This window comes from Pseudomonas sp. BF-R-24 (assembly GCF_019947335.1).
GTDB lineage: Bacteria > Pseudomonadota > Gammaproteobacteria > Pseudomonadales > Pseudomonadaceae > Aquipseudomonas > Aquipseudomonas jessenii.
This window is the reverse complement of record NZ_JAGYGG010000005.1, coordinates 170,002-195,275: the sequence shown is the minus strand read 5'-3', so window position 1 is coordinate 195,275 and position 25,274 is coordinate 170,002. Positions and strand designations below refer to the sequence as shown.

At 60.7% G+C, this 25,274-nt stretch carries 19 protein-coding genes; 2 read left to right on the top strand and 17 right to left on the bottom strand.

What is annotated here, in order from left to right; all coding sequences use genetic code 11:
* Positions 1-145 precede the first annotated feature (145 nt).
* Positions 146-1,570 (bottom strand): bifunctional D-glycero-beta-D-manno-heptose-7-phosphate kinase/D-glycero-beta-D-manno-heptose 1-phosphate adenylyltransferase HldE, encoded by a 1,425-nt coding sequence (gene hldE / locus KGA98_RS06230; RefSeq protein WP_090452776.1) that lies wholly within the window; start codon positions 1,568-1,570, stop codon positions 146-148.
* Positions 1,571-1,780: 210 nt separating this feature from the next.
* Positions 1,781-3,583, bottom strand: coding sequence for a lipid A export permease/ATP-binding protein MsbA (msbA, locus tag KGA98_RS06225; RefSeq protein WP_057712276.1), 1,803 nt, complete (start codon positions 3,581-3,583; stop codon positions 1,781-1,783).
* 154 nt (positions 3,584-3,737) lie between these two features.
* Between msbA and KGA98_RS06220 the strand changes: the two genes are divergently transcribed.
* Entirely contained in the window at positions 3,738-5,600 is a 1,863-nt protein-coding gene (locus KGA98_RS06220) for a bifunctional O-antigen ligase/aminoglycoside phosphotransferase family protein (RefSeq protein WP_150811910.1), read from the top strand.
* Entirely contained in the window at positions 5,600-6,823 is a 1,224-nt protein-coding gene (locus KGA98_RS06215; protein ID WP_223501866.1) for an acyltransferase family protein, read from the top strand. Before KGA98_RS06220 ends, KGA98_RS06215 begins: the two co-directional genes overlap by 1 nt.
* Positions 6,824-6,890: 67 nt before the next feature.
* On the opposite strand, the gene KGA98_RS06210 is transcribed toward KGA98_RS06215, so the two are convergent.
* From KGA98_RS06210 to glnE, 15 genes are all read right to left on the bottom strand, one after another.
* Positions 6,891-7,775: a glycosyltransferase gene (locus KGA98_RS06210; protein ID WP_102669306.1), complete on the bottom strand. Its 885-nt coding sequence runs from the start codon at positions 7,773-7,775 to the stop codon at positions 6,891-6,893.
* Complete coding sequence (locus tag KGA98_RS06205; RefSeq protein ID WP_223501865.1) at positions 7,772-8,926, bottom strand: glycosyltransferase family 4 protein; 1,155 nt, start codon at positions 8,924-8,926, stop codon at positions 7,772-7,774. Before KGA98_RS06205 ends, KGA98_RS06210 begins: the two co-directional genes overlap by 4 nt.
* Positions 8,923-10,365, bottom strand: coding sequence for a PIG-L family deacetylase (locus KGA98_RS06200; RefSeq protein WP_223501864.1), 1,443 nt, complete (start codon positions 10,363-10,365; stop codon positions 8,923-8,925). Before KGA98_RS06200 ends, KGA98_RS06205 begins: the two co-directional genes overlap by 4 nt.
* 8 nt (positions 10,366-10,373) lie before the next feature.
* The gene (locus KGA98_RS06195) at positions 10,374-11,270 is read right to left on the bottom strand and encodes a GNAT family N-acetyltransferase (RefSeq protein WP_223501863.1); all 897 of its coding nucleotides are present in this window, start codon (positions 11,268-11,270) and stop codon (positions 10,374-10,376) included.
* The gene (locus tag KGA98_RS06190) at positions 11,270-12,400 is read right to left on the bottom strand and encodes a glycosyltransferase (protein WP_223501862.1); all 1,131 of its coding nucleotides are present in this window, start codon (positions 12,398-12,400) and stop codon (positions 11,270-11,272) included. Before KGA98_RS06190 ends, KGA98_RS06195 begins: the two co-directional genes overlap by 1 nt.
* Complete coding sequence (locus tag KGA98_RS06185; protein ID WP_057712283.1) at positions 12,384-14,141, bottom strand: carbamoyltransferase; 1,758 nt, start codon at positions 14,139-14,141, stop codon at positions 12,384-12,386. Before KGA98_RS06185 ends, KGA98_RS06190 begins: the two co-directional genes overlap by 17 nt.
* 166 nt (positions 14,142-14,307) lie before the next feature.
* Entirely contained in the window at positions 14,308-14,643 is a 336-nt protein-coding gene (locus tag KGA98_RS06180) for a YceK/YidQ family lipoprotein (RefSeq protein WP_079246814.1), read from the bottom strand.
* A 238-nt stretch (positions 14,644-14,881) separates the two neighbouring features.
* Positions 14,882-16,333: a lipopolysaccharide kinase InaA family protein gene (locus KGA98_RS06175; RefSeq protein ID WP_057712285.1), complete on the bottom strand. Its 1,452-nt coding sequence runs from the start codon at positions 16,331-16,333 to the stop codon at positions 14,882-14,884.
* On the bottom strand, positions 16,333-17,085 hold the full coding sequence (locus tag KGA98_RS06170; RefSeq protein WP_090452769.1) for a lipopolysaccharide kinase InaA family protein: 753 nt from the start codon (positions 17,083-17,085) through the stop codon (positions 16,333-16,335). The genes KGA98_RS06175 and KGA98_RS06170 overlap by 1 nt, the downstream gene beginning before the upstream one ends.
* A complete protein-coding gene (locus KGA98_RS06165; RefSeq protein ID WP_090452768.1) occupies positions 17,082-17,816 on the bottom strand; it encodes a lipopolysaccharide kinase InaA family protein in 735 nt (244 codons plus the stop codon). Before KGA98_RS06165 ends, KGA98_RS06170 begins: the two co-directional genes overlap by 4 nt.
* Positions 17,816-18,622, bottom strand: a complete 807-nt coding sequence (rfaP, locus tag KGA98_RS06160) for a lipopolysaccharide core heptose(I) kinase RfaP (RefSeq protein ID WP_057712288.1) — start codon at positions 18,620-18,622, stop codon at positions 17,816-17,818. Before rfaP ends, KGA98_RS06165 begins: the two co-directional genes overlap by 1 nt.
* Positions 18,623-19,744 (bottom strand): glycosyltransferase family 4 protein, encoded by a 1,122-nt coding sequence (locus tag KGA98_RS06155; protein ID WP_046039743.1) that lies wholly within the window; start codon positions 19,742-19,744, stop codon positions 18,623-18,625.
* The gene (gene waaC, locus KGA98_RS06150; RefSeq protein WP_046039742.1) at positions 19,744-20,805 is read right to left on the bottom strand and encodes a lipopolysaccharide heptosyltransferase I; all 1,062 of its coding nucleotides are present in this window, start codon (positions 20,803-20,805) and stop codon (positions 19,744-19,746) included. The genes KGA98_RS06155 and waaC overlap by 1 nt, the downstream gene beginning before the upstream one ends.
* A gap of 1 nt (position 20,806) precedes the next feature.
* The gene (waaF, locus tag KGA98_RS06145; protein ID WP_150811919.1) at positions 20,807-21,841 is read right to left on the bottom strand and encodes a lipopolysaccharide heptosyltransferase II; all 1,035 of its coding nucleotides are present in this window, start codon (positions 21,839-21,841) and stop codon (positions 20,807-20,809) included.
* A gap of 203 nt (positions 21,842-22,044) precedes the next feature.
* A complete protein-coding gene (gene glnE, locus KGA98_RS06135) occupies positions 22,045-24,984 on the bottom strand; it encodes a bifunctional [glutamate--ammonia ligase]-adenylyl-L-tyrosine phosphorylase/[glutamate--ammonia-ligase] adenylyltransferase (protein WP_223501861.1) in 2,940 nt (979 codons plus the stop codon).
* Positions 24,985-25,274 lie beyond the last annotated feature (290 nt).

Below are 25,274 nucleotides of genomic sequence, written 5' to 3'. Positions count from 1 at the left end.
AAACTGCTGCAGCTCCGACTGGTGTACGCATAACCTTGTAGGAGCTGGCTTGCCAGCGATGGACTCAAGGACGCCGCATCTGTTCAATAGATTAGCGTCATCGTTAACGACCATCGCTGGCAAGCCAGCTCCTACAAAAGCTGCGTTATTCAGACTTGCGGATCTTCTCGACAATCGCGGTGGTCGAGCTGTTTTCCACCAGCCCCAGCACTTTCACGGTACCGCCATAGGCCGTCACGATGTCCGCGCCGACCACCTGGTCGATACCGTAGTCGCCGCCCTTGACCAGCACGTCCGGCTTGACCGCGCTCAGCAGGTTTTCCGGGGTGCCTTCCGAGAAGCTGATCACCCAGTCCACCGCACCCAGGCCGGCCAGTACGGCCATGCGCCGGTCGACACTGTTGATCGGACGGCCAGGCCCTTTCAGGCGGCTGACCGATGCATCGTCGTTGATCGCCACGATCAGGCGATCGCCCTGGGCCCGCGCCTGCTCCAGATAGGTCACGTGACCGGCGTGCAGGATGTCGAAGCAACCGTTGGTGAACACGATCCGCTCGTTGTGCGCACGGGCATCATCGACCGCCAGCAACAGTTGCTCAAGGCCCAGCACTCCACGCTCGGAACCTTCCTCGCGCTGAATCGCACGACGCAGTTCAGGCGCACTGATGGCCGCCGTACCGAGCTTGCCGACCACAATACCGGCCGCCAGGTTGGCCAGGGCCACCGCGTGGGGCAACTCCTCACCCGCAGCAATCGCGGCCGCCAGGGTGGAAATTACTGTGTCGCCGGCACCGGTCACGTCAAACACTTCACGGGCCCGGGCCGGCAAGTGCAGCGCTGGATGATCCGGGCGCAGCAAGGTCATGCCGTGCTCGCCACGGGTCACCAGCAAGGCACCGAGGTCCAGGTCGTGCATCAGTTGCGCGCCCTTGCTCACCAATTCGTGCTCATCGGCGCAACCACCGACGATGGTTTCGAATTCGTTGAGGTTTGGCGTGATCAGGCTCGCACCACGGTAGATCGAGAAATCCTTGCCCTTGGGATCGGCCAGCACCGGAATGCCGCGGGCGCGGGCAGCCTGGATCAGCGCCTGATGGTTTTTCAGCGCGCCTTTGCCGTAGTCGGACAGCACCAGCACCTTGATGCCTTCGAGCAACTCATCGACCTGCGCGGCCAGCGCCAGCGCGTCGGTGGCGAAGGGTTCTTCGAAGTCGATGCGCAGCAATTGCTGGTGACGGCTCATGACCCGCAGCTTGACGATGGTCGGCTGGTGCGCAATGCGCTGGAAGATGGCCCGCACGCCGGCGCCCTTGAGGCTGTTGACCAGGCTGTTGGCGGCTTCATCGTCGCCGGTGACACCGACCAGCGAAGCCGGAGCCCCCAGGGCGGCAATGTTCAAGGCAACGTTGGCAGCACCGCCCGGGCGGTCTTCGATGTGATCGACCTTGACCACCGGCACCGGTGCCTCAGGAGAAATCCGTGAGGTACCACCATGCCAGTAACGGTCGAGCATGACATCGCCGACTACCAAGACAGGGGCTTGATCGAATCGCGGCATGGACAACTTCATGGTGCAACCCACATACAGAATGAACAGGGGCGCGATATTAACACAGGGTTGGTGTCGGCTAGTGCGGTGGCTGCAACCGGATGATTCGCCAACATTTTTTGCTCATTTTTTGAGCAATAAACCCGCTAGGCGAAATCATCAAAGTCACGGTAGCGGCTGACCGGTTTCGACGGGAGTGCGAAAGGGCGAGCCAGGCTCGCCCTTTCGGGGTCAGGCGATGTCTTCGGCCGGGGCGTCGAGGCCCATCGCGTTGAGGCGCGAGTAGTAGCCGTTTTGCGCCAGCAGTTGTTCATGGGTGCCGCGCTCGACGATTTTCCCCTGATCCATGACCAGGATCAGGTCGGCCTTCTCGATGGTCGACAGGCGGTGAGCGATCACCAGCGTGGTGCGACCTTTCATGACCTGGTCCAGGGCTGCCTGAATATGCCGCTCGGACTCGGTATCGAGCGCCGAAGTCGCCTCATCGAGGATCAGCAGCGGAGCATTCTTCAACAGTGCCCGGGCAATCGCCAGGCGCTGGCGCTGGCCACCGGACAGCAACACGCCGTTTTCCCCGACCTGGGTGTCCAGGCCTTCAGGTAATTGAGCGATGAAGTCCATCGCGTAGGCATCCTTGGCTGCCTTTTCAATGTCTTCACGGGGTGCGCCAGCCAGGTCGCCATAGGCGATGTTGTTGGCCACGGTATCGCTGAACAGGGTCACGTGCTGAGTCACCTGGGCGATATGCCGACGCAGGTTCAACAGCTTGTACTGCTCCACTTCGACGCCATCGATCAGGATTTCGCCCTTGTCGTGGTGATAGAAACGCGGAATCAGGTTGGCCAGGGTCGACTTGCCGCTGCCCGAACGTCCCACCAAGGCCACCATTTGCCCGGGCTCGACCGAGAAACTGATGTCATTGAGCACCTGACGCTCGGTGTCAGGGTAGGTAAAGCTGAGGTTGCGCACATCCAGGCGACCGCTGACCACATCACGCTCGACGGTGCCGGTATCGACTTCAGGCTGGACATCCAGTTGCTCGAAGATACTTTCAGCGCCGGCCACGCCCTTCTGGATGGTCGAGCTGACTTCGGACAGCTGGCGAATCGGCTTGGGCAGCAGGCCAGCCAGAGTGATGTAGGCCACCATGTCGCCGGCCGACGCATCGCCCCGCAGGAACAGCACCAGGAACATCAGCACGGCCATGGCGGTGTAGATCACCAGTTGCAGCAACGGCGTGTAGATGGCGCCGGTGCGGGTCATGCGCAATTGCTTGTCGGTGTTGCCCTGGCTGGCATCGAAGAAGCGTTTCTCTTCGTACTTTTCACCGCCGAAGCTGCGCACCACGCGATAGCCCTGGATCGTTTCGGACGCCACATGCGTCACGTCCCCCATGGCCAGCTGGATTTTCTTGCTCTGCTTGCGGAATTTCTTGCTGGCCGTGCGCACCATGAGGGCGATCAGCGGCAGGATGGCGACCATGACCAGCGTCAGGCGCCAGTTCATGTACAACAGCGAGGCAAACAGGAAGATCACCGTCATGCCTTCACGGATTACGACCTTGATCGCATCTGTTGCCGCCCCCGTGACCATGGTCACGTTGAAGGTGATACGTGAAATCAGGTGCCCCGAGTTATGCTTGTCGAAATACCGGTTTGGCAACACCAGCAGGTTGTTGAACAACTGGACCCGTAGGTCATGGACCAGGCCCAGGGAAACCTTGGCCAGGAAGTAGTTGCCCAGGTACGACCCCAACCCCTGCCACGCGGCGATCAGGATGATCAACAATGGCACCGCCTGCAGCAGTTGCAGATCCCGCAGGTAGGGCACTGTTGGAAACAGCACCGCTTCAGGATTGGATAGACCGTCGACAAAGTACTTGAGGATGTAGCCCAGCATTGGCTGTGTCGAAGCGAAAATCAGAAAACCGACGATGCTGATCAGAAACAGGCTGATGTACGGCCGGACATAGCCGAGCAGGCGGAAGTAGATTTTCAAGCTCGATGGGCTTGCGCAGAGACTGGAGTCGGTCATATCACGCGAATGTCGATGAAAAGGACGCTGACTTTACCACAGCTTCCCCAGGGTTCTGGCAATCGCATACAGTCTGTGTATTGTGGCGCGTCAAATAGCCACCCGATGTCCCTGCCTTGGTATGGTCGCTCAATTCAGGAATAAGTTACCCAGCATGCAATTAAACGTTTTGAACAGCACGTCCAACAGAATCTTCGATTTCATTTGTTTGTGGATCCTTCCGCTCGGTTATCTGTTGCTGCTTTGTGCGCTGTTTTTCCTGCCGGGGCGCAGTGTGCATCACAAGCTTTATTATGGCCTGTTCAGCATTCCGGCACTCTTTGCACTGTGCCTGCGGCCGCGGCTCGGCAAAGAGTTGCTGCGCGAGCCGATCGTCATTGCAGCCCTGCTATTTATGGCGTGGGCACTGCTCAGCCTGAGCTGGAGGCCAGACGACGACATCGACTTTGGCCAGTTCAAACCGCCATTGCACACCTTGTTGCTGTTCGTTGGCTGCTACCTGCTGGTGCGCTTTCGCAGCGAAATCATCCAGCCCCTGCTGTTCTGCGCCGCGACGGTGGCACTGGTCATCTCTGCCTACAACCTGTACAGGTTCGACCAGATCTACCAACCGGAAATGCGCCTGATCGGTGTAGGCGCATTCGACAATCCACTGCTCAGCTCCCACGTTTTCGGCTTTTTTTGTACCTATTGGCTGAGCCTGAGCATGACGTGCAAGCGACGCCAGGTACTTTGGCTGAGCGTACCGGCGATGGCGATCATGTTCGCCGCGGTGCTGGCCACCGGCTCCAGGACCCCACTGGTTGCACTGACGCTGGCTGCGCTTTGGCTGTGTTTCATCTGCTGGAATCGACGCTCGGTCTTCATGCTTGGCGCCATGTTCTTCGCCGGTACGGCGACTTTCGCGTTGTTTGCGGACAAAATCTTCGAAAGAGGCAGTTCCTTCCGCATCGAGCTCTGGCAATTGACCCTGAACCGGATCGCTGAACACCCATGGATCGGGCACGGTTACAACGCCGCACTGAGACTGGACCCCGGCGTCGGCTACAACCTTCAGGAGCCCCATAGCTTTGCCCTTGGCGTGCTCTACTACGTCGGCATTATCGGCCTGCTGCCATGGCTGTTCTTTGTTGTATGGAGCTTCATCAGCAGCCGGCGCCATCGTGTGCAACCGCTGTTTATCATCGCCTCAGCCTGGCTGGCCTTCGGTATCGGTGCAGGCCTGACTGAAGGTGGCGGGATCATCTCTCGCCCCAAGGAGCACTGGTTCCTGCTATGGATCCCCTTGGCGCTGATTGCCGCATTGAGCATCAATCAGCGTGCCCGGCGCCTGCTGGACACGCCGATCAAGACGGCGACACCAAGCGCCCTGCAACAGCTGACTGCCGATGCCAGGGTCATCGAAGAGGATGGTCTGGGCCCCAAGGTCCTGCGCCTGACCGATGGCAGTTTTCTCAAGCTGTTCCGCCGCCGTCGCTGGTATACCTCGGGCAGTTTCACGCCCTACTCCGATCGTTTTGCCGTCAATAGCGTGCAACTGCGCGGCATGGGCATCCCGACACCGCACATCCTCGACCTTTACCGGTTCGAAGACGGCAGCACCGCCGTGCATTACTCCCCGTTGCCAGGCAACACGCTGCGCCAGATCCTGCAAGGCATCACCGCCCCGGCAGTGCGCCAGGCACTGGTGGAGCGCTTCGGTAAATTCATGGCTCAACTGCACCAGCAAGGGGTCTACTTCCGCTCCCTGCACCTGGGCAATGTGCTGGTGCTGGAGGACGGCGAGTTCGGCCTGATCGACCTGGCCGACCTGCGAATTTACCCCTCGGCATTGAGCCCTTCCCTGCGTCGGCGTAATCTGCGCCACATGCAGCGCTACGCATCGGATCGGCATTGGTTGTTCGAGGATCACTTCGAAGCACTGCTGCTGGGATACGCCGCGACGGCCTCGAAAGCCGACGTGGATAATTTGCACAGGCACGTGCTGGCCGGGAGTCCTCCGGCCCAGGCTCACTGATGACAGAAACCAACCCGCTTATCGCGATGGCGGCCTACCTGCTCGCCATCGCGACCGCTGCGCTACTGTTGCGCAGCGTGCCGAAAATCCCCCGAGAGCTGGAGCATTGCGGCGAAAGCCGCTTTGCCGGCATCGACGGCTTACGCGGGTATCTGGCCTTCGGCGTGTTCGTGCACCACTCGATCATTACCTGGATCTTTCTGAAAACCGGCGTGATCGACTTTCCTCCGAGCAACTTCTACTCGCAGCTCGGCCAGGGTAGCGTCGCCCTCTTTTTCATGATCACCGGCTTTCTGTTCTGGAACCGCTTGCTCACCCACGGACGGCAACACGACTGGCTGGCATTTGCGGTATCCAGGCTGTTTCGCCTCTACCCGCTCTACCTGCCGCTGATGTTGACCGTGTTTGTCTGTGTGTTCTATTTGCAGGACTGGGAACTCAAGGACTCCGGCACCCAACTCATTGGCCAGACCCTGGCCTGGCTGATCTTCGACCGGCCAGACGTCAACCAGTACCACCAGACCGGCATGCTGATCTCCAACGTCACCTGGACGCTGGGGTACGAGTTGTTTTTCTACCTGGCCCTGCCACTGGCCGCCATGGTGTTCATTTGTCGCGGCGGCTGGATGCAGACGGTGCTGTGCCTGATCGGCATCTATACCCTGTACCAGGTTGTCGGCTGGGAACACTCGCTGAAGAAGCACTTCCTGGCCAGCTTCCTCGGCGGCATCGCTGCGGCGTACTGGATTCGCCGTCCACAATGCGTCGCCTGGAGCCTGTCTCCACTGGCGGGCATCGTCGCCCTGCTCGCGCTGGCGATCGCCTTTACGGCGTTCAACCGGGCATTCAACCTGGGGGCGCTGCTGCTGCTTTCACTGTTCTTTGTGATCGTGGCGTCCGGCAATACCTTGTTCGGCGCCCTGAGACCACGCAGCATCCGCTGGCTGGGGGAAATCAGCTACAGCACGTATCTGCTGCACGGTTTCGTGCTCTGGGTACTGGTGCAGCGACTACCGCCGATATTGCACCTTGACGTCCGGCAACCCTGGGTCTTCCTGCCGTTGCTGGCCGTGTGCAGTTGCCTGCTGATCATCATCAGCAGCCTGACTTACCTGTACATCGAAAAGCCCGGTATCAATGCCGGCAAGAAAACCCTGCACTGGTTGCGCCAGAACAGGAAGCCGAGGAAAGAACTTCCGGAGGAAACGGCTCAACAACGTTGAGCCGTTGCCGGGGCATGCCTCCGAGGACAATGCCCCGCCTTCCCCCCCCTTGAATCCAGCCTCCGGCTCAGTCTTTCTCCAGCCGTGAGAAATACATCCGGCCCAGTCCACGCCAGGTTTTCTTGTTCCAGGCCTTGAATGGAATCTGCGCCAGCAACTCCCGCGCCAGCTTGCGATCACGGTTGGCGGTCTTGAGGAACATGGAATTGAGGAACTTGTAGCGCACCTCGTCATACAGCGGGTGATCGCTGAAGAGCGCGTAGGTGCGCAGGATGCTGTCGATCATGAAGCGGTGATTCTTGTAGGAGTTGGTGGCGTGCTTGCGATAGCGCGCCATCAACACATTCAGACCATCGATGAAGTAACCGGCATGGGTCACCTTCAGCTCGATCAGCAAGTCTTCCAGGCGAATGGTCGGGTCGAAACCGCCCACCTTGTCCAGCGCTTCGCGGCGGATCATCAGGGTGGGCGCCGGAGGATAGGGCTTGCGCTCGAGGAACATGTCGTCGAAATCCAGACGACGGAACGGCACATCCCGACGCTGGCGCTTCTCGGGGTAGAGATTGCCATCGGCATCGATCAGTTCGATGTTACCGGCGCAAATGCCGACCTCGGGCTTGCCCTCCATATGCGCGACCTGAGTGGCGATTCGCTCCGGCAGCATGATGTCATCCGAACCGAACGGCACGATCAGGCTGCCCTTGGCCCGGGCAATTGCACCGTTGAGGGTGTTGGTCAGCCCCTGGTTTTCCTGAACCCGGAAGTCGAAGCCATGGATGGCCTGCAATGCCTTGATCCGCTCGACGCTGTCATCCTTCGAGCCGTCGTCGACCACCAGCAACTCGATGTTCCGATAGGTCTGGTTGAGGACGCTGAGAATGCTTTCCTCGATGTAAGGAGCGTGGTTGTACGACGCGATGATGACTGTGACGATGGGTTGCGCGTCGTTCATGGCTGCTCCTTGCGGGCCTGTTCCAGGCCGGAATCGATCAGATTGAGGTATTCGCGACGGAACTCCTCAATGTCATGGTGTAGCTGCAGATAACGGAAGGACTGCTCGCCCTTGGCCTTGAGCTCGTCATCCGAAAGGCCAAGGTAAGTGTCCAGCGCCGCCTGCAGCGTCGGCACATCCTTCGGCGTAATCGCCAGGCCACCGGCCCCCTCGATGAGCGGCAACATGGCCGGCACGTTCGAGGCGATCACCGGCAAATGCCCGCTCATGCCTTCGAGCAGCGCCAGCCCGAGGCCTTCGGCCAAAGAAGGCATGGTCCAGATGTCGAAAGCTCGAATGTACTGCAGGGCAATTTCCTTGAACCCCAGCAAATGGGCGCGACCGCTGAGGCCGAGGCGGTCGATTTCCGCGGCCAGGCGCGACTCTTCGCGGCCGGCACCAATGATCGCCAGTTGGGTATTGGGGTATTTGTCCTTGAGTGCCGCGAAGGCCTGCAGCAAATAGATATGGCCCTTGACCGGCACCAGTCGCCCCAACGCACCGATCAGCCGCACCGACGGATCGATGCCCAGCATTTCACGGGCCTTTTCACGACTGTGTTGCAGACCTTCGGCCTGCTCGATGTCGATGGCATTGGTGATGGCATAGGTATTCTGATCGGTGAAGCCACAGTCACAGTCCAGCAGATACTGTTTCACCGCTGGCGACACGCCGACGAAGCGCCAGTGACGATCGATCAGGCGCTGGGTCTGGCGGCGCCGGTAAAAACGGTCGTACTCGCCAAAGCCGTGGGAAATGCCGATGCACAACGGCACTTTCAACCAGCGGTTGAGCGCCAGCATCATGTTCACCGGCTTGAAGCGGTTGCAGATCACTACATCGAATTTTTCCCGACGGCAGAACTTGTACAGCTGCCACATGGCCCGCAGGCGCATGCCCTTGAGGGACTTGTCGGAAAATTCGAAGTACACCGAACGGTCGGCTCGGCTCACTGCTTCGCCCGGCCCGGGTTTACCGCGCAGAAACGCGGCGGTCACTTCATAGCGATCACCGGGTAGGGCCTTGACGATTTGCTCCGCGAGGTCGGCGAAATCATGGGCTTTGACGTTGTAGTCAGGCTGCAGCTGCAGGACCTTTGACCGCTGACTCATAACTCTCCCCGCTGAGAAACATTGCCTGGTGTGTGCTTGATGGACCACAAAAGCTCGTGGCGCCGGACGGCCTTGCGAAAGAATTCGTTCTGGCCATAGATGGACGGCAACCGGCCGGCCAACAAACGTTGTATCAGCCGACGCAAGCGACGCTTGAACGGCATCGCCGATTGCAGGTCGTGCATCATGCCCAACGCCATGGCCTTGTCTCGCTGCTGCTCCAGCGGCAAGGACAGGCAATAAGGCTGCATCGGCTGGGCCGGATCGAAGGCCGGCGGCAAGGCGATGCCATCACCGGTATCGCCCATCGGCCAGCGGTCGTTGTCGTGCAGGTGGTTGGCATAGCCCAATAGCGTGGTCGGCTGCCAGTCCAGGCCTTGCAAGGCTTCGAGAACTGCCGCCTGGGCGCAGACATGGTCGGGATGCGGATCGAGGGTCGGATGCGGCAGGACGATGACCTCGGGGCGGGCCCGCAGCAGCAACTCACGCAGATCCGCCAGCAGATTGTTCCAGGTCGGCGCGCCATCGGCATCGCCCGGCAGCGTGAAAGGATTCAACTGACGGAACAGCCGGGTATCACCCAGGTCCGCTTCCCGCGATCCCGCGGCCACCGCAGGCGCGACCTGCATGCTCGCCAGTTGCAGGCAGAAATAACCCAGTTGTACGCAGCGGGCCTCGGGTACACCGGCCCAACGTGGCACGGTGATGCTGTCCCAGGTGCGCAGGCGGCCTTTCAAGCGGGCCGCATCGACCTTGTTCAGTCCCATCTGCCGGTAGTGTTCGGCTTCGATTTCGCCCGCTGTCAGCGTGACGATCCAGGTTTCGTCGGCCTGGCTGTACAAACCGTAGGCTGCCAGCTCGGCATCATCGGCGTGGGGCGCGATGACCATCACCCGTTGACGCCGATAATCCGGATGCTCCAGTGCCCACAGCACAGGCTCACCAAACACACGACAGAAACGCCCGCGCAAGCGCAGCTCACCACGCGACAGCGCCTGAGCCTGACCACTGAGATTGAGGTAACGCAGGCCGTTTACGCCTCGTTCGAAGGTTTGTCGGTCAGGGTTTTCGCCCCCCGCCAACTCGACCACTGGATCGATAAAACGTCCCAGCCAGGTGCTTTTTACCCGCAGGGCCAGCACCAGCGTCGCATCGTCGACCAGCATCACGCCCTCGTCCAGCCGCAAATGTTCACCGTTCAGGTGCACTTTGGGCTGGGGCGTGTAGGGCGGAAAGCTGTACTGGTAATCGTCTTTCGGTGAGTAGAACAGGTGGTCGGCAAACCAGGCTTCGTGGGCAACCCAACCCAGAACCGCCAGCACCAGCGGCAACCACCAGGCCACCAGCACACCCATGACGATCAACAGCACCAGCGCAATCAGCAGGCCGATACGTTTATTGCGCCGATGGCGCTTGAGCAGTTGCTGTTTGCGGCTCATGGTTTGGCTCATACGGTGAAGACCGGCACGGGGTTGCACCAGCGATCCTTGTACTCACGGTCGGCGCGACCGAAGGAAAAGCGCAACGGTTTGTCCTGCGCCCGGGCATGCTCCCAGGCGCTTTGCGTATTGAGGAAGCTCAATACGCTACCGGGGCTGAATTCGCGGGTTTCGGGATCAACGCCGCCGTTGATGTACTCGACGCTGATCCATTCCGGCGCTTCGACGCGGTACACCAGTTGAATCGCAATCGGCGCATCGTTGAGGAAGATCACCGAACCGATCAGCAACTCGCGCAGCAGTTCGAGGACTTCGGCCATGCGCGCAGCGCCGGTGGCCGGGAACCCCCAACGACGCTGGAACAGATCACAGTAGATCGCCGCCAATTCAGCGCTGGAAAATTCGCCGACCGGACGCACCACACCGCCCGCCTCTTCCAGCAGACGCAATTCGCGGCGCTGGTTGTAGCGAAACTTCTTCGACAGCTCTTCCGGGGTACGGGCCATGGCCAATTGTTCTGCCTGCAACTTCATGCCGCTGAAGCGGGTTTCGTTGAGTGCCGACAAGTAGCGTGCACGATGGCGCAGAGGAGCCTGAACATCAGCGGCGGCCGGCAAAATCAGCTCGGCATTGCCGAGATCGAACAGGCCTTTTTTGCCGTTGCGCTTGAGCACATCCTTGGACAGCGCCACATCGCGGCCCCAGGTCGGGATCGCGGCCTTGACTTCGCCCAGTTGCTCCCAGGCCAGGTATCGCACCGGGATGCCGGCAAGATCCGCCAGACGCTCGACCACCAGAGGATGAGTCGCGACGCTTCCGCCAAATTGCTGCCAGGCTTTTGCGTAGGTAGAGGCGTCAACGGGCGACCAGCCACGTTCGCGCCAGCCTTGGAATCGGTTGAGCATCAGCCCCTCGGTGCCAGATCGGTAACTTGCGGCAGACGCCAGAAGGTGTCGCGCACCGCACGGTCGGAGAAACGCTCACGCAAGCGATCGAGCATCATCTCGGCGCATTGACGGCGCTGTTGATCATCCATACCCGCCAAATGTTGCAGGCCTTGTGCAAGGTGTTCAGCATCGCCGAGCGGGAACAGAATGCCCACGCCTTCGACCACTTCCTTCGCCCCGCCACACGCTGTGGCGAGCAAGGGTACGCCAGCGGCCATTGCCTCCAGCAGCACCATGCCGAACGGTTCGTGATCGGAACTCAGGGCAAATACATCAAAGGCGCGGAAATAATTGCGCGCGTCCGGCACCTGACCGAGGAACAGCACCCGATCACCGATACCCAGCTCCCGAGCCAGCTCCTTGAGATCCTGCTCCAGACGCCCCTTGCCGAGAATCACCAGTTGGCTGTTGCCCGGAAGCCCCGGCAACGCCGCAGCAAAACCGTGCAGCAACGTAGCCTGATCCTTGTCCGGGTGCAGTCGGCCAACGTTGCCGACAATCCACGCATCAGCCGAGAGACCGAGGGTTTCCCGAGCTTCGCGAGCGGAAACCTGACTGGCTTGCAGCGCAGGCACGTCGATGCGGTTGTAAAGGGTTTGAATACGCGTCGCCGGCCATTTCGGCAGGCATTGGCGCATGTCGTCGCGCACCGCATCGGACACCCCGAGCAGGCTCAGACGCTTGCGGAAAATATGCGCGAACAGTTTGCGCGTGCCGCGCTTGTAATCGTCAAACGCGTGGTGCACGCCAATCACCGGCAACGAAGTGCCGAGCAAGGCGATGTAGATCGGCTTGAAGCGATGGGCGATGCAGAAACTGAAGTTGCGCGACGCGGCGATCTTGCGCAGATCGCCGATGGCACCCAGCTTCAGGCCACGAATGGCCTTGGAGCTGTATTCCATGAACAACACTTCATCGGAAGCACACGCTGCGGCCACCTCGCTATCGGCAGTCCCGGTCAGAAAGACCGTGGTCACCCGATAACCGGTGCCCGCGAACAGGCTGGCGTACTGCCGTGCGCAGTCCAGGAACGGCCCGTCATAGCCGTGGCAGAACTGCAGCACATGGCGTTCAGCCGAGCGAGTCATAAGCGTTTGCGCCCTCTTTGACCACCAGGATGTCTTCCATGATCAGGTACTGCAGATCCGAGCCGAAGAACATATTCAGCGCATCGGTCGGCGAGCAGATCATCGGTTCGCCACGACGGTTGAGCGAGGTGTTGAGCGACACGCCGTTGCCGGTGAGCACTTCCAGCGCTTTCATCATGTCGTAGTAGCGCGGGTTGTATTCGCGCTTGAGCACCTGGGCGCGGGAGGTGCCGTCTTCGTGGACGACTTCCGGCACGCGGGTTTTCCACTCTTCAGCCACTTCGAAGGTGAAGGTCATGAACGGAGCCGGGTGATCGATCTTGATCATCTGCGGCGCCACGGTGTCGAGCATCGACGGGCAGAAAGGCCTCCAGCGCTCGCGGAACTTGATCTGGTGGTTGATGCGGTCGGCCACGCCCGGCACGCTTGGGCAACCGATGATCGAACGCCCGCCCAGTGCACGCGGACCGAACTCCATGCGGCCCTGGAACCAGGCCACCGGGTTGCCATCGACCATGATTTTGGCGATCTGCTCCGGCATGTTGTCGAGCTTGCGCCACGTCGGCTTGTTGGCGTGACGGGCGCAGGCTGCGATCACGTCTTCGTTGCTGTACGACGGGCCGAGGTAGACGTGTTCCATCTTCTCGACCGGCACGCCGCGGGCGTGGGACACATAGGCTGCCGCGCCGACTGCGGTACCGGCATCACCGGACGCCGGCTGTACGAACAGCTCTTTGACGTCGTCGCGGGCGATGATTTTCTGGTTCAGCTTGACGTTCAACGCACAGCCACCGGCATAGGCCAGTTTGCCGGTTTCCTTGAGCACGTCGCCCAGGTAGTGGTCGATCATCTGCAGCGCAATCTTTTCGAACAGCGCTTGAATGCTGGCGGCGTAGTGGATGTAAGGCTCGTCGGCGATGTCGCCTTCGCGCTTTGGACCCAGCCACTCGATCAGCTTCGGCGAGAAGTAGTAACCCTTGCCCTTTTCTTTGTAGCGACGCAGGCCGATGACGTTGGCGTAGTCGGTGTTGATCACCAACTCGCCGTTTTCGAACGAAGCCAGGCGCGAGAAATCATATTTGCTGGCGTCGCCGTACGGCGCCATGCCCATGACCTTGAACTCACCGTCGAGCATATCGAAACCGAGGAACTCGGTGATCGCGCCATACAGGCCGCCGAGGGAGTCCGGATCGAAGAATTCCTTGATCTTGTGGATCTTGCCGTTTTCGCCGTAACCGAAGAAGGTCGTGGCGTACTCGCCCTTGCCGTCGATGCCCAGGATCGCGGTTTTCTCTTTGAAACCTGAACAGTGATAAGCGCTGGAGGCGTGGGCAAGGTGGTGCTCGACCGGCTCGATCTTGATCTTCTTCGGATCAAAACCCAGTTGCTCCAGGCACCAGACGATCTTGTTGCGATAGCGCTTGTAGCGACGGTTGCCCATCAGGATCGCGTCGAGTGCACGGTCCGGGGCGTACCAGTAACGCTTGGCGTACTGCCAGCGGGCTTTGCCGAACAGACTGATCGGTGCGAATGGGATCGCGACCACGTCAACGTCGGACGGCTTGATACCGGCCTGTTCCAGGCAGAATTTCGCCGATTCGTAGGGCATGCGGTTCTTTGCATGTTTATCGCGTACGAAGCGCTCCTCTTCAGCCGCCGCGACCAGCTTGCCGTCGATATACAGGGCTGCGGAAGGATCATGGCTAAGGGCGCCGGACAGGCCAAGAATCGTCAATGCCACAGGGGTCTAGCCTCTTTAGTCTGCATGCAGGCGCAAGCGCCTCAAAAATTAATGTGCCCTCGCAATGAGCGAGAGACAGCTAAAGGGCGGGATTATAGCGTAAAAGCGGCGGCAAACCTCTAGCCGCAAGCGGTATGCAACCACGGCCGGGACCTCACGGCATTTTTTATCCGCGCGCAGGCCGCCAATAGATGGAGATACTGCCGTCCACGCTTTGCCGGTAAATCGTGTACGGCAAGACAACGGTATCCAGCGCGCCAGACACGGCCAGATCCACCAATACGAGCGGCACAAGGATACCCGTAGGGTCTGGCGGTGCATTCAAGACACAGAAGTCGTAGGCGAGGCCGCTGTAGACCCGTGGAATGGATTGGCAATAGGTCTTTTGCCGACGCAGCCCCTGCGCGGCTTGGGCTTCATCCTGCAGGACGGTGGCGGCGGTCCCGCAACCCGTTAGCGACACTGATAAAACACCCGCTGAAACTGCCATTTTGATCGTCAAAATCTGCCCTCCGAGAACGTCAGGCAAACTAGCATCGGAGCGATTTTGGCCACAGTTCATGACTTCCCAAGATCGCGTAGGACGGTTCACAAGAACCTGTCGCCCTTCTCGGCTGGCAGTTCCGGCCCCTTCGCGAGCAAGCCCGCTCCCACACTTGATCCATGTCGCGCACAAATATTGTGTTCGCAGGAGAGCTATGTGGGAGCGGGCTTGCTCGCGAAAGGACCGAAGGTCCGATTCAGGCCGCGCTGGAGATGTCCTTGGGCAACCGCTGATCAATGACCTGATAAAGGGCACTGCCTTCAGGCCAATTGCGCATGAACCGCGCGCGATCCCTTGCATACGCCGGGGAGAAACTGCCGAGGGAGCCGTGCTGGCACATCGAATCGAGGTCGATCAACGCCCAGCGATCCTGCTGCCAGAACAGGTTATGCCCCTTGAAGTCGCCATGACTGATGCGTAGACGAATCAACTCGGCGAACAGATGATCCAGTGCCGCCAGTTCGGCTTCCGGTGCATCACCACGCTCCACATACGGCGCAAAACGCTCGATGATGTCCGGCCCCGGCAGGTACTCGGTGATCAGGTAAGCCCGGCTACGCAGCCACAGGAAACGCTTTTCCAGCAACGCCAGCGGCTTGGGCGTGGCAATCCCGAGGAACGCCAGGCGGTTGCCTTCGCGCCATGAATGCCAGGCCCGGCTCGGGCGCCAGAAGCGCTTGAGCCAGTGGGCAAAACCCTTGATGTTGTAGCGCTTGATCACCAGCGTGCGGCCATCCACCTCGACCTTGCCGACGCTCGCCGCACCGCCGGTCTTGTACAGGTGCCCCTGATCGAGCAAGGCATCGGCCTGCTCCAGCACAGGCACCATCGACGGCACTTCCTCGCGGCGAATCGCCCGTAACCCGAAGGCTCCGCGCTGGACGCTGAACAGCGTGCACTCGCGGCCGACCTTGATCAGGAAGTCTTTGAGGCGCCAACTGCGGACCTTGTCGATCTGCTTCTGCAACGCTTCCATGGGTAAGGCGTGTTCGCCGTTGCTAAGCAGGTAATACACCAGCAACTCTTCAATGAAGGGTTCAATCGACTTCGGCAACTGGGCGAAGAACACCCCGAGGTTTTCCAGGACCTTCTGCCGGGACAGCGGCTGGCCAGGTGTCTCGCAGCAGATACCTGCGCCATCGATCAGGTACAGGCGACCGCCCTGGCGCAGCAAATTGTCCAGGTGCAGGTCTTCCTGCCACAGGCCCTTGCGATGCATCTGGCCGATCGCGCCCAACGCCTCGGCCAGCACCGCCCCTTGCCCATCGGACAGTACGGGCTGCTGCTCCACCTGCTTCCAGGTGTCGCCCAGGCTTTCGGCATGCTCAAGAAAATCAAACAGCAGCCAGCCACCCTCGCCGTCCTTCAGGCCATCGGCCAACAGCTGCGGCGTGGTCAGCCCCTGGGCAGAGAGCAGGCGCACGCCATCCAGCTCACGCTGAAAATGCCGTGCAGCCTTGCTGCCGACCAGCAATTTGGCCAACACCGGCCGGCCACGCCAGACGCCGGCACCGACATAACGCTGCCCCGGCAACACCCGCAACAGGCTCAGCAGTTGCAGCTCGGCAGGGCCGGCGGCGTCGGCCAGCGAAACGCTCAGCGGCAAAACGGGAGTGCGGCCTGCGGTCTTCAGTTCGGATAAACGCATCAGCGCGGCCTCTTTTGGCTGCGCCGCGCAGTCAATCGCTGCAGCCAGCTATCGATCAGCGAGCTGTCCTGCGGCTGATCCAGATAGGCGGCCAGCAATTGCCGCAGTTGCGACTCGCCCCACTCGGGCGCACGGCGCGTCAGCGGCTCCAGGTCCTTGATTCGGTCACGCTGCCCGTACAGCAGCGGCCGGGTCTTTTCCAGGTCGATCAATTGAGCCTGATAGCCGTTGCCGGTGGCGCGCATGAAAATGTGCTTGGGATAGAAGCACCCATGCACCTGGCGTGCGGCGTGCAGCTGCCGGGCCAGTTCGCCACTGGCCTTGAGGATTTCCGAGTGCTGCTCAGGGCTCAATTGAGTCCAGCGCTGCAACAGCGAGTCGAGGTCGTCCCAACCGTCCAGCGCACGGGTCAGCAGGATCGCGCGGACCTCGCCATTGACCTTGCGCTCCCCGTAGAACACCGCTTCGAGCGCCGGAATGCCCATCTTCCGGTAACGGGAGATGTTGCGAAACTCGCGAGCGAAACTCGGCTCGCCGAACGGTGCGCGCAAGGTGCGGGTCAGGTAGTTGCTTTGACGCTTGAGGTAGAAACCATGACCTTCCAGATCCAGCCGAAACACGCTGCTCCAGCCGCCGCCACCGGTGTTGGGTTCGTCCACCGCATCGAGCTGTTTGGTCCAGAGTGCCTCGAACGTGCCGAGGCCATGGCGCTCAAGCAGCGCACGGTCTTCAGCGGCCAGAAAGTCAGTCATTCGCGTCCCTCGAAAAATCTCACCACGTGCCGGATGCGTTTTTTGTCCGCAGCGTTGAGCCGGGTCCGGTTGCGGTATTGCAGGTAAAAGCGCAGGCGCTGTGTAGCCGACAATTGATATTTGGCGACCTTGTCCAGGCACGCCAGATCCTTGGTAATACGGTACTTGAGCCAGAAACCGCGCCAGAAATCGCCGTTGGGGCAATCGATCAAAAACACTCGAGCCTGATCGTCGATCAGTAGGTTGCGCCACTTCAAATCATTATGGGTGAAGCGGTGGTCGTGCATGGTCCGGGTGTATTGGGCCAGCTGACGACTGACGGTATCGACCCAGGCGCGGTCCGCCAGCTTCGGGTCGTGGCGCTCGGCCAGTGCCGACAAGTCCTCGGTACCCGGCAGCTCCCGGGTAATCATCGCGCCGCGAGCGTAGGCCGCACCGCGCCGCTCCAGCCCCCAGGCCACCACTTCGGCAGTGGGGATACCCCACTTGGCAAAGCGCTTGAGGTTCTGCCATTCCATCTTCACCCGAGGCTTGCCCAGGTAACGCCGCAAGCCTTTGCCGGCGCCCACATACCGTTTGACGTAATAGTTGACGCCATTGCGCTCGACACGGATGACCTCCGAGAGCGCGTCACGGGTCAAACGCTCGCCTTGCAGCGCAAACACAGCCTCGAGGCTGCCGAAGTCATCGGCCAGCTCGCTGTAGGCCGGTTCCAGCTTCCAACCCGACATCAGAGCGCATCCCCGTATCGCTGTTTACGCTCGTAGAGCTTGTTGGCCTTGCCGTCGAGCCATGCCAGCAAAGCTGCCTCTTCACACAGGATCTGTCGTATCGGTTGCTGGAAATAGCCTTTGAGGAAGCGCAGCTTGTCGCGGCGGGTCAGGCCGATGTCCAGCGCGGAAAAGTACAGGGCAGCCAGGTCCTTGTTGCGCCAGCGCAAGGTGATCGCCGGGCGGGTCTGGGCACGGTGCAGGTCGATCACCGAAAGCTTGAAGTCGTCGGCGGTCACCGGTTTGTCGGTGTGCAGCAGGAAATGGCAGATGTAGCAGTCGCGGTGGTTGACCCCGGCACGGTGCATCATGCCGGTCATGCGCGCGACTTCGGCGATCAGTGCGCGCTTGAGTTTTGGCTCCGGTGGCTGCCGGGTCCAGTTGATGCTGAAATCTTCCAGGCTGACCGTCGGCGCCAGCTCTTCGGTGACGATGAACGAATGTTGATCGGCCGGGTTACGGCCCTTCTCGCCATACGCGACGGCGGTCATGGTCGGCACGCCGACTTCCTGCAGGCGCTGAATCGCCTTCCACTCCTGACCGGCACCCAGTACAGGAAGCTTGGCCGTCAGCAGGTTCTTGAATATTTCGCCCCAGCCGATGCCACGGTGGATTTTCACGAAAAACCCGTTGCCGTCGACTTCCGTGCGTAATGTCCGGCGTGCTTCCAGCTCGCGGTACACCTCGCCCTTGAGCCCCTCGACTTCGGCGAACGGGTCGCGTCCGGCCCAGAGGCTCTTGAACGGTTCAGCCAGCATCAACTTCATTTAAGCGTGCTCCGCCAGAATCACATCCGCCGCGTGCTGCGGCATGCTGTAGAGGTCGGCCGTTTCGGCGAAGGCCAGACCATTGCGGCTCCAGGCCGCCCTTGCTTGAGCGTCGTTCAACATGCCGGTCAGGTACTGCGTCAGCTGTGCCTGATCGAACGGTTCGTCCAGCACCAGGCCAGCATCGGCCTCGGCGATGTAATGGGCGTAACCGCACACCGCGCTCACCAGCACCGGCAAGCCGGCCACCAGGGCTTCGAGCAGCACGGTGCCGGTATTTTCGTTGTACGCCGGGTGGATCAACAGATCGGCACCCAACAGGAAACGCGGAATGTCACTGCGCCCTTTGAGGAACGTGACGTTGTCACCCAGCCCCAAGGTCGCGCTCTGCATCTGGAATAACTTGGGGTCATCCTGGCCAATTACAAACAGCCGGGTGCGCTTCTTAAGATCAGCGGGCAATGCCGCCAACGCCTTGAGGCTGCGATCGACGCCCTTGGTCTTGAACCCGGAGCCGATCTGCACCAGTAGCAGTTCATCGTCCTTGAGATTGAATTCAGCACGGAACCCGGCGCGAATTTCATCGGCATCGGCCGGCCGACGACGATCCTGGGCGATACCCGGTGGCAGCAGGTGAAAGCGCTCCAGCGGCGTGTCGTAATGCTTGATGAACAGCGGTTGCTGGACCTCGGAAATCATCAGCACTTCGGTCTTCGCCTCTTTGGCGAACACCGCCCGCTCGTATTCGGCGAAGTGGCGATAGCGGCCCCAACGGCGATACAGCGAGTTACGCAGGTTCTGCGCCTTGTCTTCGAAACAGCCGTCGGCGGCGTAGTAGACGTCCAGGCCCGGCATCTTGTTGAAGCCGATCAGGCGGTCGACCGGGCGCTTGGCCAGGTCCGCTTCCATCCATTCGCTGAGCTTTTCGTTGCGCCGATGGTTGAAGAACGCCTTGACCGGCGCCACCAGCACTTCGAAACCCGGCGGTACGTCACCTTCCCAAATCAGCGTGTAGACGCGAATCTGATGGCCGCGCTTCTGGCACTCCAGGGCGATTCGCATGAAATCGCGCTGCAAGCCGCCAAATGGAAAATACTTGTACAAGACAAATGCCAATTGCATCAGCGCAGCTCCTCAGCCATTAACAACGTGCTCAGTCGGCTCGCGACACGCTCGGGATTCAGACGCGTGAAGCACAACGGCCACTCGCGTTTCAGGTCAAACTGACGGGCATCTTCAGCCGTCGGTTGATAAGTGCATTTCTTTTGCAGGCACGGCGCACAAGGGAAGTCGCTGGCCAGGTGAATCTGCACCTTGCCATAGGCGCCGGTCAGGCCCGGGTTAGTCGGGCCGAACAGCGACAGCGTCGGCACATCCAGCGCAGCGGCCAGATGGCCCAGGCCGGTGTCCACCGCCACGCAGGCTTGCGCGCCCGCCAGTACCTTGCCGACACCGGCCAGGTTCAGTTTGGGCAACACCTCGGCGTGTTTGAAACCGGCTGCGATGCGCTCGGCCCGGGCTTTCTCCAGCGCATTGCCCCACGGCAGTTTCACCCCTACGCCCAGGTAGCCGACCCGCTCGGTCAGCTCACGCCAATAGGCTTCGGGCCAGTGCTTGGTGTCCCAGGTGGTGCCGTGCAGAAACACCACGTACGGATTCTTGCGCGGCAATTCCACCAGGCGCTCGATATTCAGGCCGTAGTCACCCAGGCCTTTGGGCAAGTCATAGCCCAACGCGATGGCGAACAACTGACGCACTCGCTCCACCGCGTGCTGCCCGCGGGCAACGGCCAGGCGTCGATCGTAAAAGCGCGCAGCGATGGGTTCGCGTGCAGAGTTTTTATCGAGGCCGGCCACCGGCGCCTTGACGTAACGGGTCAGCCAGGCGCTTTTCAGCAGGCCCTGGGCGTCGATCACCAAGTCATATTTCGTGGCGCGAACGCTTTGCTTGAAGCGCTTCCACTCACCGCTCTTGATGGTCTGCCAGATGTTTTTGCGCCAGCGACGTATCGCCACCGGAATCACCTTGCCCACCGCCGGATGCCAGGTCGGGATCTCGGCAAAGCCTTCTTCCACCACCCAGTCGAATTTGATGCCGGGGATCGCCCGCGCCGCGTCGGTCAACGCCGGCAACGCATGAATGACGTCGCCCAGCGAAGAAGTCTTGATCAACAGAACCCGCAAGCTATTTGACCTCGACCGGAGTGCCTTGCAACCGCTGCAGGGCTTCGTTCACCGCTTGCGGCATGAGTTGGCGCAAGCAGTTGTAATGGCCGAAACGGCAGGTGCGGTCGAAGCATGGGCTGCATTCGATGCCCAGGCGAACGACTTCGACGTGCTCGGCCAACGGTGGCGTGAAACCTGGCGACGTCGAGCCGTAGACTGCCACCAATGGGCGATTCAGCGCGGCGGCAACGTGCATCAGGCCGGAGTCGTTGGACACCACCGCATCGGCGCAGGACATCAGGTCGATGGCTTCGGCCAGCGAGGTGCCGCCGCTGAGGTTGACCGATTCTTCACGCAGGCCGGGAATCAGCCGCGCGCGGATGTCTTCGCCCACGGCGTGGTCGTTTTTCGAACCGAACAGCCAGACTTGCCAGCCTTCGCGGATCTTCGTTTCGGCAACCTTGGCGTAATGCTCGGACGGCCAACGCTTGGACTCACCAAACTCGGCGCCGGGGCACAGGGCCAACACCGGGCGGTCGAGGGTCAGGCCGAACTTGGCAAGCGCCGCTTCGCGGGTAACCGGGTCGATCTGCAGGCTCGGACGTGGATACGGCTTTGGCAACTCAAAGCCCGGCTCGTAAGCCAGGGCCATGAAGCGCTCGATCATCAGCGGATAACGATCCTTGTCCAGCGTGCGCACGTCATTGAGCAGGCCATAGCGAAACTCGCCACGCCAGCCGGTGCGCTTCGGGATGCCGGCAAAGAACGGCACCAGCGCCGACTTCAGGGAATTGGGCAACAGGATCGCCTGGTCGTACTGGCCTGCCAGGGATTTGCCGATGCGCCGACGCGTTGCCAGTTCCAGGACACCGTGACCGAGCGGAAAGCTCAAGGCCTGGCGAACTTCGGGCATGCGCTCAAGAATCGGCCGGCTCCACTCGGGGGCCAGCACGTCGATTTCGCATTGCGGGTGGCGTTGTTTCAGACACTGGAAAAGTGTCTGCGCCATCACCATGTCACCGACCCAACTGGGCCCAACGATCAGAATTTTCATGTGGTTTCCATAAACGAACCGGGGAGGCCTACGCCTCCCCGCCTCGAAAATTCTACAGAACAACGCAAATCTACTGTAGGAGCGAGCTTGCTCGCGATGAGCCTGAAAACTCCGCGGGGTGTCAGGCTCGCCGCGTTATCGTTAACGACCATCGCGAGCAAGCTCGCTCCTACAGGGAATATTGGCGTATCAAATATCCCGTTTCAGCTTAACCCCAGCTCACGCCAGATCCGCATGACCTGCCGCCGTTCGTCCGCAAACTGATCGCCCGGGATCACCCCGGGGTCCTTCTGCAAGGCCTGCCGGTGGGCGGCGGAACGGTACGCTTTATACGCTTCACGCAACAGGCTGGCATCTTCGACGGGCATCAGCCCTTCATGCTCCAGCTCTTCCAGAATGCGGATGTTGTCCGTCCAGCGTAGCAATGGCGGGTGTGTTTCGGACCACGCCAGGGCCGCGTATTGCACCATAAATTCAATATCGACGATACCTCCGGCGTCCTGCTTGATATCGAACGGCGCCGTGGCTTCGAAGGCATTTGCCCCGGTGCCGGCCGCGGTGCTCTTGCTGCCGAGGTTATCGCGCATCTTGGCACGCATCTCGCTGACTTCCTGGCGCAGGGTCGGCAGATCACGTGTTTTGCCCAATATCGTGGCACGGACTTTCTCGAAGGCCTGGCCGACATCCTGACTGCCCACCAACACCCGCGCGCGCACCAATGCCTGATGCTCCCAGGTCCAGGCCTCGTTTTCCTGATAGCGGGCAAACGCACCCAGGGAACTCACCAGCAAGCCCGACACGCCGGACGGTCGCAGACGCATGTCCACTTCATACAACTGCCCGGAGTTGGTCTGCGCCGTCAGCAAGTGAATGATCCGCTGCCCCAGTCGGGTGAAAAATTGCGCGCCATCGATGGGTTTGGCTCCATCGGTTTCAGCCTGTGGATCGCCATCGTGGATGAACACCAGGTCCAGGTCCGAACCATGCCCGAGTTCCAGGCCGCCGACTTTCCCATAACCGACAATGATGAAGCCGGGATCGCACAAGGTGCCATCGGTGCGCAGCGGCGTGCCGTACTTGGCCACGGTTTGCCGCCAGGCCAGTGCCAGCACTTGTTCCAGGATCGCCTCGGCGAGCCAGGTCAGGTAATCGCTGACTTTCATCAGCGGCAGGCTGCCGGCGATTTCCGAGGCGGCCACTCGCAAGCGGTGCGCCAGCTTGAAATGGCGCAGAGCTTCCATTTGCTGTTCGAGGTCGTCCTCGGGAATCCGTGTCAGGCGCTCGCGCAACTCTGCCGCCAGTTCTGGCGCCAGTGGCGGCTTGAACAGCCGGCCTTCGTTGAGCAATTCGTCGAGCAGCAGCGGGAAGCGGGTGATTTGCTCGGCGATCCACGGGCTCGCCGCGCACAGCGTCAGCAAACGCCGCAACGCACTGGGGTTTTCGGTCAACAGCACCAGGTACGCGGAACGACGGGCCACGGCTTCGACCAGCGGCAGCACCCGTTCCAGTACCAGGTCCGGATTGTCATGTTCCACGGCCTGTGCCAGCAAACGCGGAATAAAAGCATCGAGACGTTCGCGACCCAGACGCTGCATCGCCCTCAATTGCGGGCTGCCGCGCAAGCCAGCCAGGGCTTTCAAGGCTTTTGGGGCATCCTTGAAACCACCCTCTTCCAGTTGACGGCAGGCGGCCTCATCGTCCTGGGCCTCTTCCCACAGCGGCAACCACTCACCGCCGACCACTACTTCGCTTTCGGCGCCCTGTTCTTCATCGGGATCGGCGATCACCTGCCCGAAGTGCCAGGCCACACGGCCGCGCCAATACATCAGTTGTTCGTGGAACGCCGTCCAGTTCGCGAAGCCCAGCATAAAGGCAATGCGCGCCTGATCCTGCTCGCCATCGGGCAACATTTGCGTCTGGCGATCGGCAATCGCCTGAATCGCGTGTTCGGTGTAACGCAGGAATTCGTAACCTTCACGCAGCTCGCTGATCACGTTCGGCGGCAGGTACCCCTGACCTTCCAGCGTGCTCAATACCTTTAATAGTGGGCGCTGCTGCAAGCTCAGATCGCGGCCGCCGTGGATCAACTGGAACGCCTGGGCAATAAACTCGACTTCGCGAATACCGCCGGAACCGAGCTTGATGTTGTCGGCCATGCCCTTGCGCCGCACTTCCTGCTGGATCAGCTGCTTCATGGTGCGCAGCGCTTCGATGGCGGAAAAGTCGAGGTAACGCCGGTAAACGAATGGCCGCAGCATCTCTTGCAGTTGCGCGCCGGCTACTTGATCCCCGGCCACCACCCGCGACTTGATCATCGCGTAGCGTTCCCAGTCGCGCCCCTGGTCCTGGTAATACTGCTCCAGCGCGTTGAAGCTCAGCACCAGCGCGCCCGCCGAACCGTAGGGACGCAAACGCATGTCGACGCGAAATACAAAGCCGTCGACGGTCATCGGGTCCAGAGCCTTGATCAGCCGCTGGCCCAGACGGATGAAGAACTCCTGGTTATCCAGCGGGCGTTTGACGCCAACTGTTTCGCCACCCTCGGGATAGGCAAAAATCAGGTCGATGTCCGATGACAGGTTCAGCTCCACGGCACCGAGCTTGCCCATGCCGAGAATGACCATCTGCTGCGGCTCGCCGCTGCGCCGCCCGGTCGGCACGCCGAACTGCTGGCAATGCCGCACGTACAACCATTGATAGGCCTGATCGATGCTGGCATCGGCCATGTCCGAAAGGTCGCGGCAGGTCTGGATCAAATCGGCCTGGCGGGTCAGGTCGCGCCAGATGATCCGCACCTGATGGCGTGCACGCTGGCGGCGCAAGGCGCGGCCAAGCTGATCATCGGTCTCGGCCACGTTCGCGGCGGCCGCGATTTGCCCGCACAACTCACCGGGAGCGAAGCCGCGGTCCAGTTCGCCGGACTGCACCAGCCCCAGCAACATCAAAGGGTCACGAACACACTGTTCAATCACGAAATCGCTGGCGGCGGTGACGCGGGCAAATTGCGCCCAGCGTTCCGGCGTCCAGGCGGACAGCCCGTGGTCATCGTCCAGAGCGGCGACGGCAGCGCGGAACGACTGCTCGGCACGGGTGACAAACGGCAGGAGAATGGCGGGCAGTTCGGCAAGCGAGGGGAGGCTCATGGTCTATCCTTGATCGGCGTGCAACGGGCTGCATGTAGTGGTTTTCGAAAACCCACTACCTGAGGGAGTGTCGAACAAAAGTTAGAAATAGCTGAAATTTCTTTTATTTTGGCAGCCAGCATCAAGCTTTTACCTTTTGTAGTTGGAAAAAGACCAACCTTAACGATTATTCTCACAACGCAGCCGGGGGCCACAAGCCGCTCTTCTGTAGTTTTACTACTCGTATATACATTAGACGGGCTGAAATGCCGGATGATTTGTAGTAAAACTACACGCCGCCGGAACAACCT